This is a genomic window from Sinomonas humi (assembly GCF_000802235.1).
Lineage (GTDB): Bacteria > Actinomycetota > Actinomycetes > Actinomycetales > Micrococcaceae > Sinomonas > Sinomonas humi.
Genome location: NZ_JTDL01000133.1, coordinates 1 through 15,074 on the forward strand (window position 1 = coordinate 1; position 15,074 = coordinate 15,074).

Consider the following 15,074-nt stretch of genomic DNA (forward strand, 5'->3'; position numbering starts at 1 on the left):
GCCGTAGATGAAGGCCTCTGCGTGGGCGACCGCTTTGCGGAAGGAATCGTTGCGCAGGGCGACAGCCTCTTCGTTCGTCGAGGTCCCATTCGCCACGGCCTCGACGTAGCTCGAAAGCCCAGGCGGCCTGAGGACCCAGATTCCGCCATTCGGCGGCAGATAGAAGACCGCGAAGGAACGCGCCGAAGAGTCGTCCTCCCAGACGGGAACGACGGCGACGGCGGCGCCCGTGTCCACGTTGATCCATTGGGCGCGGGGCCGCGGCTGCTCCTCGTCATAGACGCTCGGATCGAGGAACGGCGCTGTCCCTTCACCCCATTTCTCCTCGAATCTCTCGTGGAATACTGGGAACAGCGCGTGGTCGTAGCGGCGCCAGCCGCCGCCCGTCGGGCTCACTGATCTCCTCTCCTTTCAGGGGAACCACGGGAACAGGATCCTCAAGAGGTCTGGTTCATCGAAGACTGAGCGAGCCGGCCACGCTTCCCCTCGCGGCTTCGGCAGGCCCACCCAGAGGTTGAACGTGGCCTCGGCCCGGCGCAGCGCCTGATCGTAGGCAGCGCGGCGGTGCGGATGCCCAAGGACCGCATACGCCTCGAACACTGCTCGGAGCCGATCCGCGTCGGCGTTGCCTGCCTCGGCCGCATCGGGATGAAGCTCCCGTACGAGGCGCCGATAGGCGCGCCGGATATCCTGCTGGCTCGCCGAGCGATCGACGCCCAGCACCTCGTAGAAGTCCGCATGAGCCATTGGACTCACCACCCATGCGGCTGGGCGGGCGCTCCGGCAGGGCCCAACTGCCATCCCTGCCGGAGCGCGGGAACTCAGGCCGCGATCTCTCGCTTTGACTTCGATGTGCCAACACTGATCTTGCGGGGCTTTGCCTGCTCAGCGATCGGGATGCGAAGCGTGAGCACTCCGTCCTCATAGTTCGCCGTGACGTTCGCGGTGTCGAGGGAGTCCCCGAGGATGAGCTCCCGACCGAACAGGCCCGACGGGCGCTCCGCTGCGACAACCTCCGCCTCCTGAGGCCGATGCGACTCTCTCTGCGCTCGAACCGTCAGCACGTTGCGTTCGACATCCACGTCGATCGAGTCGGGATCGACGCCGGGGAGGTCGAATTCGACCACGAATTCGCCGTCCGCGCGCCAGGCTTCAAGGGGCATTGTCGTGGGCCGTGACGCATTACCGAAGACCTGCTCGGTCAGGCGGTCAAGTTCGCGGAAGGGATCGGTACGCATCAGCATTGTTGCCACCTCCAAGGGTTCGATATAGGCTCAATGATCTGTTGCTTGGGTCGACACCTAATCTGTCCCCCAAGACGTAGATATCATAGATCCAAGCACCTAGATCAGCGCAAGAGGATTTTCTTCGCAGAGGAGTTTGCGGTGGCACCGAAACGTGATTCGGCGGACGGCGTGTACGCGATCTCCGTGGCGGCGGAGCTCTCCGGCCTGGGCCTTTCAAGCCTCCGGCTCTACGAGCGCAAGGGCCTCATCGCCCCCTCTCGCACCGAAGGCGGCACCCGCCGATACAGCGAGGACGACATGCAGCGCCTCGAGCACATCAGCGAGCTCGTCGAAGCCGGGCTCAACCTCGAGGGGATCAAGCTCGTCCTGGCGCTCGAGGCGGAGAATGCCCAGCTGCGCGCTCAGCTCGCCAAGGCCCGCGCCACTCCGGCCCGCTGAGGGGCCGTCGGCGCCCCGCTCTTCCGCGACAGCCGTTTGTGTGCTGGTCTGGCAGGGTAGCGACCGATCGAACCGAGCGAAAGGTAGGCACATGAAGGCTTCCGACGAACTCGCCCACGGGCTGCAGGCCATTCTCGTGGACCTCATCGACCTCTCCCTTGAAGGCAAACAGGCTCACTGGAACATCGTGGGCAGCAACTTTCGCGACCTCCACCTCCAGCTCGACGAGGTGGTCGCAACGGCCCGCCTGCACGCCGACGAGGTCGCGGAGCGGCTGCGGGCACTCCACTCAGTCCCCGACGGCCGCGCCTCCACCGTGGCCAAGACGACGAGCCTCAAGGAGGGCAGCGAAGGGCTCGTGACAACGAGTGACGCGATCGACCGGGTCGTCGCCGCGCTCGAGGCCACCTGCTCAACGGTCCGGGGAGTCTACGAGGCCGTCGAGAAGGACGACGCCGCGACGACGGACATCTTGAACCAGATCATTCTCCAGCTGGAAAAGCTCGCCTGGATGGTCTCGGCCGAGAAGGCCAACACCGCGACGGCATAGTTCTTGCCCGCGGGCGGGAACACGGCGGGCCGCCTGATTCAGGGCAACAGCTCGCGGGCAGCCTCTTCAAGCACGGTCCGCACGGCCACCAGGACGGGGTGGCCAATGCTCGAGGCCCGCATCGATGTGAAGACCGTGCGGCGAGGGGCGCCAGCGAGCTCCACGAGACGGGCCGACGGGGTGCGGCCCACCCAAACGAGGTCAGGGAGGAGAGCGACGGCGTTGCCCGACTCAACGAGGCCGACGTGGGCCTGGAGGTCCGCCGTTTCGTACCGCACGTCGGGTTCGAACCCGGCTGAGCGGCAGGCCTGTTCGGCCCAGTGGCGGGACGCTGCGCCGCGCGGCTCCATGACCCACGGCAGGCTGGCGGCCTCCGCGAGGTGCCGCACACGGTCGAACTCCTCTCCGTTCCCGAGGAGCGGGACAGCGAGCCGGATGGAATCGCTCGTGAGCGGCTCCCGATCCAGGCTCGGGTAGTGAGGAGCAGCATGGTGCGGATACTGCTCGGCGACGACAAGATCGAAGTTGCGGGCCCATGTCTCGTGGAGGGCCGTTTCGGGCTCGTGCTGGACCATCTCGACGCGCAGCGCGGGATGCCGCTCTCGCAGGGTCCGCAAAGCCGTCGGCATGAGGGCGAGCGCGGCAGTCTGGAAGACCGCGAGCCGAACTGTCCCGCGCACTTCGCTCTGGCTGGCGGCCAGCGCGGTCTCGGTGCGTTCGAGTGCGTCGAGCAGTTCGCTCGTGTGCTCGACGAGCACGAGGGCCTGAGGCGTGAGGATGACGCGGCGCCCCGACTTGCGGAGCAGCTCCGCGCCGACTTCCTTCTCGAGGAGCGCGAGCTGCTGCGAGACCGAGGACGGGCTGTAGGCGAGGGCTTCGGCGACTTCGGCGAGGGTCCCCCGGATGCTGAGCTCGCGCAGGAGGCGAAGGCGGCGGATCTCGAGCACGGCGAGAACTCCATTCATTCGGTTTTCCCCACGATTATGCGTCGAAAAACATCACTTCTGCTTCTGTAATTCCCGGCACATACTGGCAGAAAGACCCGAGGCACCGCTCGCGAGAGCAGACAGGACGAGAGATGACGACGCCGACCCGTGCAACTGGCACCGAAGGAAACCCCGCCCCGCACGTGCATCCGCATGACCTCGCGGACGAAGCGGTCGCCCAGGTCCGGCGATGGCTCGCGTCGGCGGCCAGGTTCCCCGTCGACCCGGCCGCCGAGCAGCTCGCCGCCGTCCTCAAGGACCCGCATGGGCTCGAGTTCACGGTCGGGTTCGTGGACGGCGTCGTCCGCCCTGAAGACCTCGGAGTCGCCGCCCGAAACCTCCGCGCCCTTGCCCCGAAGGCCCCCGCGTTCCTGCCGTGGCCGCTCAAGCGCGCGGTACAGCTCGGCGGATCCCTCGCACCGGTGGCCCCTGGGGTCGTTGTTCCGCTTGCTCGCCGCGTGCTCCGAGAAATGGTGGGGCACCTCATCATCGACGCCTCGGACGCCCGGCTCGGGCCGGCCATCGCGAAGATCCGCAAGCCCGGGATCCGCCTCAACATGAACCTCCTCGGCGAGGCGATCCTCGGCCGGGACGAAGCTTCACGCCGCCTCGAAGGGACCCGCCGCCTCTTGGCCCGGGACGATGTGGACTACGTTTCCATCAAGGTCTCGGCGACGGTCGCGCCCCACAACCACTGGGCCTTCGACGAGGCCGTCGGGGACATCGTCGAATCCCTCGCGCCGCTGTACCGCCTCGCGAGTGAGAGCACCCGCGCCGGCAGGCCGAAGTTCATCAACCTCGATATGGAGGAGTACAAGGATCTCGACCTGACGGTCGCCGTCTTCACGCGTCTCCTCGAGCGTGAGGAGTTCCGCGACCTCGAAGCCGGAATCGTGCTCCAGGCCTATCTCCCTGACTGCCTCGGCGCGATGATGCGCCTGCAGGAGTGGGCGGCGGAGCGCGTTGCCGGCGGCGGGGCGCCGATCAAGGTCCGCGTGGTCAAGGGTGCGAACCTCCCCATGGAACAGGTCGACGCCGAGATCCACGGCTGGCCGCTGGCAACATGGGGTTCGAAGCGCGAGACAGATACTTCCTACGTCGCGGTACTCGACTACGCCCTTACCCCCGAGAGGCTCGCGAACGTACGCATCGGCGTTGCCGGGCACAACCTCTTCGATATCGCCCTCGCATGGCTCCTCGCGAAGGCACGCGGAGTGGAGACTGGGGCCGCCAAGGCTGACGCGAATCGGCTGGTCGAGTTCGAGATGCTCCTCGGCATGGCCTCGGCCCAGGCCCAGGCCGTCCTCGCCGACGTGGGCCACCTGCTGCTCTACACACCGGTCGTGCACCCGAGCGAGTTCGACGTCGCGATCGCCTACCTCATCCGGCGCCTCGAGGAGGGCGCGAGCCAGGACAACTTCATGAGCGCGGTGTTCGAACTCGACACGAACGAGGTGCTGTTCGAGCGTGAGAAGAAGCGCTTCCTCGCCTCGCTCGAAGCACTCGACAAGCCTCCCTTCGCGGGTGGGGGGGTTCCCCGGCCACGCCGAAACCAGGACCGTCGCCATACGAACAAGGGACTCGCGGCGCACGACGACGGAGACGCCCCGAGCGACTCCCGCGCCTTCTCGAACACTCCGGACACGGACCCCGACCTGCCAGGGAATCGCGAATGGGGGCGTGCGATCCTCGCCCGCGCCGAGCGTTCGACGATCGGCGCGGAGATCGTCGAGCGCAACACCGTTTCCTCGGCGTCTGAGCTCGATTCGGTCATCGCCGCGGCCCTCGACGGCGGCGCGACCTGGCATTCGTTCACGGGCGAAGAACGAGCCGCGATCCTCGACGAGATGGGCCGCTCGCTCGAGCGGCACCGCGCGGACCTCATTGAGGCAATGGCGAGCGAATGCGGCAAGACGATCGACCAAGGCGACCCCGAGGTCTCCGAAGCCGTCGACTTTGCCCATTACTACGCGACTCTCGCCCGGGAGCTCGACACGATCGACGGCGCGCAGTTCGAGCCGAGCCGCCTCACCGTCGTGACGCCCCCGTGGAATTTCCCCGTGGCAATCCCCGCGGGCTCGACGCTCGCCGCACTTGCCGCGGGCTCCGCCGTCGTGATCAAGCCCGCCAAGCAGGCCCGCCGTTCGGGCGCGGTCATGGTGCAGGCCCTCTGGGAGGCGCTGGACGCCGTCGACATCCCACGCCGCGTGCTCCAGTACGTGCAGCTCGAGGACCGAAGCCTGGGGAAGCAGCTCATCGCGCACCCCGATGTCGAGCGGGTCATCCTCACGGGCGGGTACGAGACGGCCGAGCTGTTCCGCTCGTTCCGCCACGATCTGCCCCTGCTCGCTGAGACTTCGGGCAAGAACGCCATCATCGTCACGCCGAGCGCGGACCTCGACCTTGCCGCCCGGGACGTCGCCCAGTCGGCGTTCGGCCACGCGGGCCAGAAGTGCTCGGCGGCGTCGCTCGTGATCCTCGTCGGCTCGGTCGCGCACTCGAAGCGCTTCCGCAACCAGCTCATCGATGCGGTGCGCTCCCTGCACGTCGGCTATCCGTGGGATCCGCGGAGCCAGATGGGGCCTGTGGTCGAGCAGCCCGGCGAAAAGCTGCGTCGGGGCCTGACCCAGCTCGGCGAGGGTGAGCACTGGGTGCTCGAGCCGCGGCAGCTCGACGGTTCGGGGAAGCTCTGGAGCCCCGGCATCCGCGCGGGCGTCCGCCCGGAGTCCGAGTACCACCTCGTGGAGTACTTCGGGCCTGTGCTCGGCGTCATGACTGCTTCTTCGCTTGAGGAGGCCGTGGCCCTCGCGAATCAGGTCGACTACGGCCTCACGTCGGGCCTGCACTCGCTCGACCCGGCCGAGATCGGCTACTGGACCGAGCACATCGAGGCAGGGAACCTCTATGTGAACCGCGGAATCACGGGTGCGATTGTGCGGCGGCAGCCGTTCGGCGGCTGGAAGAAGTCGGCCGTCGGAGCGGGCGCCAAGGCTGGTGGCCCGAACTACCTCATCGGCCTCGGCTCGTGGGCTGACGCACCTGTGCACGACGGCGCGAAGAAGCCTTTGGAGGGGGCGGCGGAGCTGCTTGAAGCCGTCCAGGGCGAGTTGGCAGAGGACGACGCCGCTTGGCTCGCCGATGCGCTCGGGTCCGACGCCGCCGTCTGGGCTTCCGAATTCGGGGTTTCCAAGGACGTGAGTGGGCTCGAGTGCGAGCGGAACGTGTTCCGGTACCGGCCGGTGCCTGTGACGGTCCGCTTCGACGGGCAGACGTCCGGACACGGAGAGGCAGAGCTTCTGCGCGTCGTTGGGGCCGGTCTCCGTGCCGGCTCCCAGATCTTCGTGAGCTCGGCCTCCGCCCTTCCCGGCAACGCAGCTGCTGTGCTCGAACGCCACGGCGTGCAGCTTGTGCGTGAGGAAACGCCGCAGTGGCTGGGACGGGCTCGGAGGATGCAGTCCGGACGGATCCGGCTCATCGCGAGCCCCGTCTCACCGACGGCAGCCGAGCTCTCCGAGGTGCTCGGCGGACGCCCCGACGTTGCTGTCTACCGTCACCCGGTTGTGGGTTCCGGTCGCGTCGAGCTGCTGCCGTTCCTGCACGAGCAGGCCGTCTCCGTGACAACGCACCGCTTCGGGAACCCGAACCCGGTCATGGCGTCTGTGAGGATCTGATCCGTAGAGCTATTCGGATGGTGAAGCCGTGACCGTGCGAAGCGCGGGCCTCCTGCTGTACAGGCGCCCGAGCGGCTCTCAGCTCGAGGTGTGGATTGCCCACATGGGGGGCCCCTTTTGGAACCGTAAGGATGCGCGTGCATGGTCGATCCCCAAGGGCGAATACCTCGAGGAGGAAGACCCGTTAGCCGCAGCAACGCGTGAATTCGCTGAGGAAATGGGCACTCCCCCGCCTGCCGCCGAATACGTCCATCTGGGCGACTTCCGGCAACCGTCCCGCAAGGTCATCACGGTCTACGCCGCGGAGGCCGAGTTCCAGCCCCATCGGATCGAGAGCAACACGTTCCCCCTCGAATGGCCGAAGGGATCCGGGCGGATCCAGGACTTCCCCGAGATCGACCGAGCGGAGTGGTTCACGGAAGAGGTCGCACGAACCAAGCTCGTCGCGGGCCAGTTGCCGATCCTCGACGAGCTCGTCCGTCGCCTCCACGCCTGAAGGCCTTGGATCCGGGGCTAACTTCTTGCGCCCTTCTTGTTCCGTGACCCAAATTGGAACGTGCCGACCGGACCTACGATGGAGGACATCCCGCCCGGCGGCGTGGCCGAGCGGGCTTGGAACTAAACAACGAGGGACACGATGGGATCAGTCAGCGTCGACGACATCCTGGAAGACCTCCCGGCGGGACTCGGCCGGCTCGTCAGCCGTCCGCAGCCCACGGACACTCCGGTCTCCCAAGCACTCATCTTCGACTCCGAGGACTCGGACCGAGACGTTTCAGGCGCCGTGGTGTGCCTCATGGGGGTGCGCGGGAGGGAAGCTCTACCCATGGTGCGGCGCCTCGCGGTGAGCCGGCCGGTCGCCGTCGTGCTCAAGGCCATGGCAGGCGAGGCGCAGGAGGTCGAGGAACTCCTCCGCGCCTCCGGCGTCGGGCTCTTCCTCATCGAGCCGAGCGCTGGATGGGACACCGTGCTTTCGGTCGTGAACGGACGGATCCAGAACACCGACTACCACAGCGACGTCCTCACGCTCATCGAGGAGGACCTCTTCGCCATCGCACAGACCACCGCGCGCCTCACCTCCAGCCACGTCGTCATCGAAGACGCGGCGAACAAGGTCCTCGCGTACTCAACGGTCTCCAACGACATCGACGAGCTCCGGAGGGCCTCGATCCTCACCCGCCGCGGCCCGCGGAAGTACGAGGTGCTCCTCAAGGACCTCGGGGCCTACCGTGAGCTGCATCGCACCCGGGGCGTCATCCGCGTCCCCGAGCGCCCGGAAGACGGACTCAAGGAACGGGCGGCCATCGCGATCTTCGCAGGAGACCGTATCCTGGGGTACATCTGGCTCCAGGCGACGGGCCCGGGATTCGCTCCGAACGTCGACGACCTCCTCCTCGGGGCGGCCCGCCGTACCTCGGCGGAGCTCGTCCGCCACCGGAATCAGCAGTCGATCCACCTGCGGGAGGACCGCGTGGCCCGCCTGCTTTCCGATCCCGACGAGGTCGCCGCGAGTGCCCGCTTCGCGCAGGTCGATCCGGAGCGTCCGGCCTGCCTTCTGCTCGTCGGGCTGGCTCTCGAGGATGCGCGGGCGGCCGACGCCGAGCTCAAACGGGGCGAGCTCGCGAACCTCGCCGCCCTCCACGCAGCGGCGTTCAAAGACTCTGCGGTCGTCGGACAGTATGCGGGCGAGACGACCATCGTGGTGCCCGGACTCCGCTCCGGCGACGCGGCCGCTGGGCTGCGCCAGCTCGCAGAGGCGATGGTGAAGGACGCGCGGCGGCTTGGGGTGGGCATCTATGTGGCGATCGGCTCGGTCGCCCCGAGCCTGTTCGACTTGCGCTCGACGGCGGGCGAGGCCGCCGCGGTCCTTGCGTGCGCACGCCGCGCCGGTGGACCCCACGTGGCGACCCTTGACGACTTCGAGGCCGAGGTCCTGCTCGAAGCAGCCGTGCGCGGCTTCGAAGCCGCGCCGTTCCGCCACCGCGCCCTCACGAGGCTCTTCCTCGAGGACGAGGAACTCGCGAGCACACTCGAGGAATACCTCGCCGCAGGGCTCGACGTCACGGCGTGCGCGCGGAGCATGAACGTCCACAAGAACACCGTGTACTACAGGGTCGCGAAGGTCAGCCGCCTCACGGGCCTCGACTTCGGCAACCCGGTGCACAGCGCGATTGCCCTCCTGCACCTCGAGCTCTGGAAGGCGAAGCGGCTGACGACGACGGGTGACACCGCATGAGCGCGCTCCTCGCCGCGGGTGTGGACCCGGCGATTCAAGCGCTGCTCGACGACCTCGTCGAAACGCACCGGCCGGCGTCGCCCGTCGGGCGCCTCCCCGACTCGATCCCGCACCTCGCCGACGTCGATCCACACGCCTTCGGCATCGCCGTCGCGAGCGTGGACGGCACGATCGCGAGCGCGGGAGACGCCGAGACCCCGTTTTCGATCCAGAGCATCTCGAAGCTCTTCTCGCTCGCCCTCGCTCTCGGCAAGGACCCGCAGGAGCGCTTGTGGGAGCGCGTCCTCCGGGAACCGAGCGGCACAGCGTTCAACTCGCTCGTCCAGCTGGAGGCGGAGGCTGGCATCCCCCGCAACCCGTTCATCAACGCGGGGGCGCTCGTCGTCACAGACTTCCTCGTGGAGCTACTCGGCGACGCGGCCGGAAGCGTAGTCGGCTTCCTCCGAGACCTCTCGGGCAGCTCCCGCCTCGCGGTCGATGAGAATGCCGCGCAAGCAGAGCTCACGAAGAGCAGCCGGAACCGCGCACTCGCCAACTTCCTGGCCGGCTTCGGAAACCTCCACAACCCCGTCGAATCCGTCCTCGAGCACTATGTGCGCCACTGCTCGATCACGATGAGCTGCCGGGAGCTCGCTCGCGCCGGGCTGTTCCTCGCCAACGGCGGCGAAGGGCGCCCCGGCGGCGCGTCGGTACTTCCGGCCGCCCAGACCAAGCGAATCAACTCGGTCCTGCTCACGTGCGGCATGTACGACGCCGCCGGGGAGTTCGCGTACCGGGTGGGGCTGCCGGGCAAGAGTGGCGTGGGCGGCGGGATCCTCGCCGTGGTGCCCGGCCGTTACACGGTCTGCGTGTGGAGCCCCGGCCTCGACGCGAAGGGCAATTCGGTCGCCGGAACGGCGGCCCTCGCGGAACTCACGGCGCGTACAGGATGGTCGATCTTCTAGCGTCTAATCCGCGAGTGGCAGCCGAAGGGTGAAGACGCTCCCGACTCCGAGCTGGCTCGTCACCTCGAGCTGTCCGCCGAGCAGCTCGGCCACCTCCTGCGCGAGGGCGAGACCGAGGCCGGTGCCCGGAACCCCCGAGCGCAGGGCCGCGTCCCCGCGCTGGAAGCGGGTGAAGACCCGCCGCAGGTCCCCTGGCGCGATCCCGAAACCCTCGTCGATCACCGAACACACGGCCCACTCGCCGTCCCGCTCGGCCACGAGGGTGACCTTTGTCCCCTCATCCGAATACTTGAGGGCGTTCGAGACGAGGTTGTCGAGGATGCGCACGACGCCGGATCCGTCGCCGAGGATGGGCAGGGCACCGTCCGCCTCGACGGTGAGTGCGATGCTCCGCGCCTCCGCGTCTGGGGCGGCCGAGGCCGCCGCCTGCCGCACGAGGCGCGAGAGGTCGAGGCGCACACGCGGGAGGTCCGGCGTCGAACCTTCGATTGAAGCGGCGAGGATGTCGTCGACCATCTTGCGTAGATGGCGTGCGTTCCGGCTCATGACCTGTAGGTCGGAGAGCGCCGCGGGGCTCAGCGAGGGGTCGTCCTGGAGGAGCTCTGCGTAGCCGAGGAGGCTCGTAAGCGGAGTGCGGAACTCGTGGGACATCGCAGCGAGGAAGCTGTCGCGGGCACGAACGGCCGCGACGACCTCGGTCACGTCTGAGCAGGCCAGCACCGTTCCCGCGCGTTCGCCCGTGGCGTCCTCGAATTCGCGGGCCGAAATGGAGACGGTCCGGGATTCCGGACCGCGGCCGAGCCGGAAGATCTCGTGGCTGAGTTGCTCTCCTGCAAGGGCGCGGTTCACGGGCCGCTCCTCCGCAGGAAGCAGCTGCTCGGACCCGTCCCGGTAGAGGAGCAGCTCCGACTCGTCTACCTCGACTGCGCCAGGTGGGACGCTCGCGAGGTAGAGCTGGCGCTGCTTGGTGTTCATGAAGACGTCCTTGCCTTCGCGGTCAAGGACGAGGACGCCGACATCCACCGTGTCCAAGACGGTGTCGAGGAGGCGTTGCCGCGTCTCGCTGCGGGCAAGGAGCTCCTCTGCCCGCCGCTGCTGCGCCAAACCGCTCATGGTGAGCACAGCGATGGAGATGGCCACCGCCACGAGCATGAACGGCACGACGATTTCGGAGACGAGGTTGTGGGGCTCCGCTGCGCCGAGGACCAAGAGCGGCAACCACACCATGAGGAGGGACGCAAACGCGCTGAGGGCCACGGTGAGGCGAGGTCCATAGCCCGATCCGGAGAGCCAGATCACGGGAAACACCGCGAGGAGACCGAGCCCCGAGATGACGCCGCCCACGCTCGGGCGGATGAGCGCGAGCGGAACGAAGTCGAGCAGCGGGATCGCCAGGACGGCCCACCCCGGCAGCCGCTGCCACGGCACCGCGGCGCACAGGCCGAGAAGGACCAGGACTATCACCTGCCCGGCCACGAATCCCCGGGTAGAGAGCGTTCTCGGATCCACGGCTACGAGGACGCCGGTGACAAGGAGGAGCGTTACGTTGAGCGGGAGTTGGCTCAAGACGGCCTTCCTCCGCATCCCCAGATCGTGGAAGCGATTCTGGGCCAGTACCAGAACGTCGAGCAGCTTCTCCACTTCGTCTCCCGTCACCTACTTGATAAACCACAGACAAGTTTGTGACATCAGCGGTAAGAAATGGTTGAGTTGGTCCTGCGAAGGGAGAACGATGACACGTCGCGCGCTCATCATCGAAGACAACCCCGATATTCGGAGGCTGCTCGAGGCGACGCTCATGCGCCAAGGGTTCGAGGCGACCAGCGCCGGAGCGGGGTACCCGGCCCTCGAGACCGCGCGTCGGATCACGCCTGACCTCATCACGCTCGACCTCGGCCTCCCCGACCTCGACGGCCTCGAGGTCTGCCGGACGCTGAGGGTCTTCAGCAACGCCTACATCCTCGTCGTCACGGCCCGCGCGGCCGAGGCCGACCGTCTCGAAGCCCTCGAGCGGGGCGCCGACGACGTGCTCGCCAAGCCCTTCAGCCCACGTGAGCTCCAGGCCCGAGTCGAAGCCCTCTTCCGACGCCCCCGCGCCGCCTCGGTCCCGGAGAGCGAGCTCCAGACCGCGGCACGCGTCCAGCAGGGCCTGCTTCCCGAGCGTGCCCCGAACGTCCCGGGCTACGAAGTTGCCGGGGCCTGCCACCCATCGCGGAGCGTCGGTGGCGATTTCTTCGACTGGGAGTCGGACGGCTCCTCGCTTGCGTTCACCCTCGCGGATGCAATGGGCAAGGGCATGGGTGCCGCGCTGGTCGCCGCGACCGCGCGGGCCGTCCTGCGCCCGGGGCGACTCGAGCAGGGCCCTGGTGCCCTGGTCGGCACGGCCGCACGCGCGCTCGAGCCCGACCTCCTCCGGCTCGGCTCCTTCGTCACGCTCCTGCACACGCGCCTCGACGCGGCGACGGGCGAATTCACCTACGTCGACGCCGGCCACGGCCTGGGGCTGCTCATCCACCCCGACGGGATGTGGGAACGTCTTCCCACCTCGGGACCGCCGATCGGCCTCCTCCAAGGGGCCGAGTGGACTGCGCACGACAGCAAGCTCGAGCCGGGAGGAGCGCTCGTGGCTCTGAGCGACGGCCTCCTGGAGGCGTTCCCGCGGGTCGACGAGGCCCTCAATGCCGCAGCGGCGGCAGTCCTCGAGGCCCCCGACGCGGACGCCGCTGTGCGCGCCATCATCGAACTCGATTCGACGGGCCAGGACGATACGACGGCGATCGTCGTCAGGCGTGACGAGAAATCGGCCGGGGTCGCCTCGGGATGAACCGCCTCATCCTCCGCATCCTGGCGACCCTCTCGGTCCTAGCGGGCCTGAACTACATCCTGTGGCGTTGGACGTCGTCGCTCAACTGGTCCGCGTGGTGGATCGCGGTGCCCCTCGTCATCGCGGAAACGTACTCGATCATCGACGTCATCCTCTTCTCCCTCACAATCTGGCGCATGTCGGAGCGGGAGAAGCCTCCGGTCGCCCCTGAGGGCCTCACGGTCGACGTCTTCATCACCACGTACAACGAGGACCCCGAGCTCGTGCTCGCCACCACTGAGGCGGCGCTTGCCATGCGATACCCCCACACCACGTGGGTCCTCGACGACGGGTCACGGCCCGAGCTGCGCTCCGCCGTCGAACGCCTTGGAGCGAGCTACCTCTCGCGAGGCGAGGAGTGGATCGGCAAGCCGCTGCACGCGAAGGCCGGCAACCTCAACAACGCCCTCCAGGAGACCCAGGGTGAATTCATCCTGATCCTCGACGCCGATCAGGTGCCCTACCCCGAGCTCCTCGACCACACCCTCGGCTACTTCAACGACCGGCGGGTTGCCCTCGTCCAGACACCGCAGTACTTCGGCAACGTCCCCGATGATGATCCGCTCGGAAGCCAAGCTCCCCTCTTCTATGGCCCCATCCAGCAGGGCAAGGACGGCTGGAACGCCGCGTTCTTCTGCGGGTCGAACGCCATCTTGCGCCGTGAGGCCCTCATGCAGCTCGGCCTCACCAACTACGTCTCCGACACCGAGCGCCGCGTGCGTCGGGCCCTCACGGCGGGTGGACGGGTGGTTCGGCGCGCACGACGCCGTCCCGAGGCAAAGGAGGCGAACGTCGCCTCGCTGCTCGAGAGCGTGGAGCGGGCAATCGCGGAGGGCACGCAACGCCTCGCAACGGGCGGTTCGATCGGCGAGGCGACGTACGCGGTTCAGGCCCACGTCGATTCGGCGGTCCGCGAGCTCGTCTCCGATGACCTGGCCCGCATGACCGGCGATCTCGCGACGCTCCGCGCCGAGCTCGGAGTCGACGACGACCTAGGCGACGATCTCGCGGCCCTGGACACCGCCGTCGACCGCCTCGCCGCTCGCGACCTCTCACCGCTCGGGGCCCTCGAATCCGTCAAGGCGGTGCTCGATGCGGTGAGCGTCGAGCGGCTCCACGAGGCGCAACCGATCATGCCGCTGTCCACGATTTCGGTGACCGAGGACATGTCGACGTCGATGCGCCTTCACGCCTCCGGCTGGAGAAGCGTCTACCACCACGAGATCCTCGCCGTCGGCCTCGCGCCAGAGGACCTGCCATCGATGCTCACGCAGCGGATGCGATGGGCTCAGGGCACAGTTCAGGTCATGCTGCGGGAAAGCCCGCTGACGATGCGCGGCCTCTCGTGGGGCCAGCGGCTCATGTACTTCAACACCATGTGGAGCTACCTCTCGGGCTTCGCGGCAGTCGTGTACTTCGCCGGACCGCTCGCGTACCTCCTCTTCGGCATCCTGCCGGTGAACGCGCTGAGCGTGGACTTCTTCGCGCGCTTCATCCCCTTCATGGTGCTCAACCAGCTCATGTTCGCGTGGGCAGGGCGCGGGGCGAAGACGTGGCGCGGTCAGCAGTACAGCCTCGCGCTCTTCCCCACATGGATCCGCGCTTGCACGACCGCGGCCGCGAACGTGTGGTTCGGCCGGCCGCTCGGCTTTGCCGTGACGCCGAAGGCCCGGCAAGAGGGCGGAGTCAACCCGCTACGGCTAGTGTGGCCTCAGGCGCTCATGGCGGCGCTGCTGGTCCTTGCGAGCGTCATTGGGATCGTGCGGTGGGTGCTCGGCGAGAGCCAAGGGCTGGGCACCGTCGTGAACATAGCGTGGGCCATCTTCGACCTCATTCTGCTGAGCGTGCTTGTGGGTGCCGCGAGGTACCGAGGCTACGATGCCGTTGCCCGCACGGACTCTGGACCCCAGATGAATTCTGGACCGCGAACGAATTCTGGACTTTAGACGAAGGAGGAACGATGAAGTTTGCCGTCGAAGATCGGGACGGCTATACGGAAGTGGCCGCGGAGGGACGCCTCAACATGGTGAGCGCTCCCCTGCTGCGGTCCGCCGTCGCAGATGCGATCGAAGCTGGGCATCGGCTCCTCGTCCTCAACCTTGGGGGCACGGACTTCATGGACTCCTCCGGCCTTGGCGC

Annotated in this window: 14 protein-coding genes; 9 read left to right on the forward strand and 5 right to left on the reverse strand. The window is 67.8% G+C overall.

Annotated features, from left to right (window positions below; translation table 11 throughout):
• From LK10_RS13745 to LK10_RS13755, 3 genes are all read right to left on the reverse strand, one after another.
• A partial coding sequence (locus tag LK10_RS13745; protein ID WP_043124810.1) for a hypothetical protein occupies positions 1 to 396 on the reverse strand: 396 nt, incomplete at its 3' end.
• Between the two features lie 15 nt (positions 397 to 411).
• On the reverse strand, positions 412 to 747 hold the full coding sequence (locus LK10_RS13750; protein WP_043124777.1) for a DnaJ domain-containing protein: 336 nt from the start codon (positions 745 to 747) through the stop codon (positions 412 to 414).
• 74 nt (positions 748 to 821) lie between these two features.
• Positions 822 to 1,244, reverse strand: coding sequence for an Hsp20/alpha crystallin family protein (locus LK10_RS13755; RefSeq protein WP_043124780.1), 423 nt, complete (start codon positions 1,242 to 1,244; stop codon positions 822 to 824).
• Between the two features lie 141 nt (positions 1,245 to 1,385).
• On the opposite strand from LK10_RS13755, the gene LK10_RS13760 reads away from it, so the two are divergent.
• Positions 1,386 to 1,685: a MerR family transcriptional regulator gene (locus LK10_RS13760; RefSeq protein WP_043124783.1), complete on the forward strand. Its 300-nt coding sequence runs from the start codon at positions 1,386 to 1,388 to the stop codon at positions 1,683 to 1,685.
• Positions 1,686 to 1,776: 91 nt separating this feature from the next.
• Complete coding sequence (locus tag LK10_RS13765) at positions 1,777 to 2,235, forward strand: Dps family protein (RefSeq protein ID WP_043124786.1); 459 nt, start codon at positions 1,777 to 1,779, stop codon at positions 2,233 to 2,235.
• A 38-nt stretch (positions 2,236 to 2,273) separates the two neighbouring features.
• Here the strand turns inward: LK10_RS13765 and LK10_RS13770 are convergent, their stop codons facing one another.
• Entirely contained in the window at positions 2,274 to 3,182 is a 909-nt protein-coding gene (locus LK10_RS13770; protein ID WP_043124812.1) for a LysR substrate-binding domain-containing protein, read from the reverse strand.
• A gap of 131 nt (positions 3,183 to 3,313) precedes the next feature.
• On the opposite strand from LK10_RS13770, the gene LK10_RS13775 reads away from it, so the two are divergent.
• The 4 genes from LK10_RS13775 to LK10_RS13790 all read left to right on the forward strand — a co-directional run bounded on the left by LK10_RS13775 (position 3,314) and on the right by LK10_RS13790 (position 10,072).
• Positions 3,314 to 6,892 (forward strand): proline dehydrogenase family protein, encoded by a 3,579-nt coding sequence (locus tag LK10_RS13775; RefSeq protein WP_043124790.1) that lies wholly within the window; start codon positions 3,314 to 3,316, stop codon positions 6,890 to 6,892.
• A gap of 28 nt (positions 6,893 to 6,920) precedes the next feature.
• Positions 6,921 to 7,388 (forward strand): NUDIX domain-containing protein, encoded by a 468-nt coding sequence (locus LK10_RS13780; protein ID WP_043124793.1) that lies wholly within the window; start codon positions 6,921 to 6,923, stop codon positions 7,386 to 7,388.
• A gap of 141 nt (positions 7,389 to 7,529) precedes the next feature.
• Positions 7,530 to 9,128 (forward strand): PucR family transcriptional regulator, encoded by a 1,599-nt coding sequence (locus LK10_RS13785; protein ID WP_043124797.1) that lies wholly within the window; start codon positions 7,530 to 7,532, stop codon positions 9,126 to 9,128.
• Complete coding sequence (locus tag LK10_RS13790) at positions 9,125 to 10,072, forward strand: glutaminase (RefSeq protein ID WP_043124800.1); 948 nt, start codon at positions 9,125 to 9,127, stop codon at positions 10,070 to 10,072. Before LK10_RS13785 ends, LK10_RS13790 begins: the two co-directional genes overlap by 4 nt.
• 3 nt (positions 10,073 to 10,075) lie before the next feature.
• Here the strand turns inward: LK10_RS13790 and LK10_RS13795 are convergent, their stop codons facing one another.
• Positions 10,076 to 11,728 (reverse strand): sensor histidine kinase, encoded by a 1,653-nt coding sequence (locus tag LK10_RS13795; RefSeq protein ID WP_156144177.1) that lies wholly within the window; start codon positions 11,726 to 11,728, stop codon positions 10,076 to 10,078.
• Positions 11,729 to 11,804: 76 nt separating this feature from the next.
• Here LK10_RS13795 and LK10_RS13800 point away from each other — a divergent pair, with 76 nt between their 5' ends.
• The 3 genes from LK10_RS13800 to LK10_RS22940 all read left to right on the forward strand — a co-directional run.
• On the forward strand, positions 11,805 to 12,896 hold the full coding sequence (locus LK10_RS13800) for a SpoIIE family protein phosphatase (RefSeq protein WP_043124803.1): 1,092 nt from the start codon (positions 11,805 to 11,807) through the stop codon (positions 12,894 to 12,896).
• Complete coding sequence (locus LK10_RS13805) at positions 12,893 to 14,881, forward strand: glycosyltransferase (RefSeq protein ID WP_043124805.1); 1,989 nt, start codon at positions 12,893 to 12,895, stop codon at positions 14,879 to 14,881. The genes LK10_RS13800 and LK10_RS13805 overlap by 4 nt, the downstream gene beginning before the upstream one ends.
• Positions 14,882 to 14,895: 14 nt before the next feature.
• A partial coding sequence (locus tag LK10_RS22940; RefSeq protein ID WP_043124808.1) for an STAS domain-containing protein occupies positions 14,896 to 15,074 on the forward strand: 179 nt, incomplete at its 3' end.

Excerpts from the sequence above, each read along its gene's own strand:
- LK10_RS13765 (WP_043124786.1), top strand. The coding sequence starts at position 1,777 with ATGAAGGCTTCCGACGAACTCGCCCACGGGCTGCAGGCCATTCTCGTG.
- LK10_RS13775 (WP_043124790.1), top strand. The coding sequence starts at position 3,314 with ATGACGACGCCGACCCGTGCAACTGGCACCGAAGGAAACCCCGCCCCG.
- LK10_RS13755 (WP_043124780.1), bottom strand. The coding sequence starts at position 1,244 with ATGCTGATGCGTACCGATCCCTTCCGCGAACTTGACCGCCTGACCGAG.
- LK10_RS13785 (WP_043124797.1), top strand. The coding sequence starts at position 7,530 with ATGGGATCAGTCAGCGTCGACGACATCCTGGAAGACCTCCCGGCGGGA.
- LK10_RS13790 (WP_043124800.1), top strand. The coding sequence starts at position 9,125 with ATGAGCGCGCTCCTCGCCGCGGGTGTGGACCCGGCGATTCAAGCGCTG.
- LK10_RS13750 (WP_043124777.1), bottom strand. The coding sequence starts at position 747 with ATGGCTCATGCGGACTTCTACGAGGTGCTGGGCGTCGATCGCTCGGCG.
- LK10_RS13800 (WP_043124803.1), top strand. The coding sequence starts at position 11,805 with ATGACACGTCGCGCGCTCATCATCGAAGACAACCCCGATATTCGGAGG.
- LK10_RS13805 (WP_043124805.1), top strand. The coding sequence starts at position 12,893 with ATGAACCGCCTCATCCTCCGCATCCTGGCGACCCTCTCGGTCCTAGCG.